Below are 1518 nucleotides of genomic sequence, written 5' to 3'. Positions count from 1 at the left end.
TGCAAAATCAACAGCGTGGAGCCCTACGTCTGGATCAAAAATTAGGCGGCTTACAGGTGGCGGGCGAGATGATGCGCCGGCTCGTACGACGAGCCGAGCATCGAGCCCGGTATGCCGTCGTTGCTGGATGCGCTCCGTCTCGGCTTTCCGTTCCCAGACAATACTGCCCTTCCACGTACGCCCTTTCTTTCTCTGCCTGGGAACCAGCCGGTCGTTTGTATGCCGCCCACGTCTTTCTCATCGCCGCGTTCGCGATAATCAGCGACGCCGACCAGCGTCTCTCCGATAGAACCTGTTTTCGCCGACGCAGGCGCGCATGTCGGTGCGCCGGAACCAGATGGCGCGTCCGCATCGCAGCGGTGGATTGCCCGCAATAAAGATGACCTGCTCGTCGGTTCGCATGCGCAAGACATCATGCGGCAGCATCAGCGGCCGGCGCGCGAGCTGCTTGGACCGCGTCCGGGAGGAACCCGACGTCTGCGAGGACCGGCTCAGCTGATCGACCTCGACCGTCGTGTCGCCGCAGCGCTTGGAGATGTAGTCCGCCGTCTCGGGGTCGTTGATCGCCGAGAAGGAGATCCAGGATGCGCTTTCGAACCACTTGCTGGTGGCATCGCGGCCGCCATAGGCCTCGCGCATCTGGCCGATTGACTGGTAGAGCATCAAGAGGGTGATGCCGTATTTGCGCCCCGCATCACGCGCGGTTTCGAGAATGCGTAAGTAGCCGAGACGCGCGACCTCATCGAGTAGGAACAGGGTCCGGCCGGTCACTTCGCCATTGCGATTGTAGATGGCGTTGAGCAGCGAGCCGATGATGACGCGGGCGAGGCCGGCATGGTTCTCCAGGGTCTTCAGGTCGAGATTGATGAAGACGTCCGTCCGGCCCTCCGCGAGCTCGGCCGTCGTGAAGCTCGATCCGGACACCAGGGCGGCATAGTTGCCATAGGAGAGCCAGTGGGTTTCCTTCACCGCATTGGCGTAGACGCCGCTGAAGGTCTCTGGCGTCATGGCGATGAAGGGCGCGACATTCTCCTTCACGAATCCGGACTCGGAGTTGTCGTAAATCGTCTGAAGCCGCTGGCGCAACTTCGGCTCCGGCTCCGACAGGTTGGCGCGGACCTGGCGGAGGTGCTGATCCTTCTTTTCCGTATGACCGGACAAACAGACATCGGCGATCAACGCCGTCAGCAGTTGCAGCGCCGAGGCCCGAAAGAAGTCATCCCGCGCCGAGCCCTGGCGCGGATTGTCGGTCATGATGAACATCCCTCGTTTTGAAAAGGAAACCTCATGTCTGAAAGTCGAAAGCCCACGCACGATGCCTTCGCTGTGGCCGGTGACGGCCGAAATTCTACATGGACGCGGATCGGCGCCGCTTGGCCGAACGATGACGGCAAGGGTTTCAATATCGTGATCGCGCCCGGCTTGGCCGTTTTGGGTAAAATCGTGCTGCGCGAACCGAAGCCCCAGGCCGACCAGGAGCCTGACTAGTACCCACTTTTCTTGGAACGTGAGTCGTGA

At 61.2% G+C, this 1518-nt stretch carries 1 protein-coding gene and 1 pseudogene; one reads left to right on the top strand and one right to left on the bottom strand.

What is annotated here, in order from left to right:
• Positions 1 to 258: 258 nt before the first annotated feature.
• A pseudogene (locus tag IC66_RS0142235) lies at positions 259 to 1260 on the bottom strand (type IV secretory system conjugative DNA transfer family protein); the annotation flags it as partial.
• A 27-nt stretch (positions 1261 to 1287) separates the two neighbouring features.
• Between IC66_RS0142235 and IC66_RS47465 the strand changes: the two are divergent.
• Positions 1288 to 1488 carry a hypothetical protein gene (locus IC66_RS47465; protein WP_035666406.1) on the top strand — a complete coding sequence of 67 codons (201 nt, stop codon included), beginning with the start codon at positions 1288 to 1290 and terminating at the stop codon, positions 1486 to 1488.
• The last annotated feature ends 30 nt before the right edge of the window (positions 1489 to 1518 follow it).

The sequence above is a fragment of the Bradyrhizobium genomosp. III genome (assembly GCF_000261705.1).
Classification (GTDB): domain Bacteria; phylum Pseudomonadota; class Alphaproteobacteria; order Rhizobiales; family Xanthobacteraceae; genus Bradyrhizobium; species Bradyrhizobium ottawaense.
This window is presented reverse-complemented; position numbering and strand designations above follow the sequence as displayed.

Coding starts and splice junctions, on each gene's coding strand:
- IC66_RS47465 (WP_035666406.1), top strand. CDS start 1,288: ATGTCTGAAAGTCGAAAGCCCACGCACGATGCCTTCGCTGTGGCCGGT.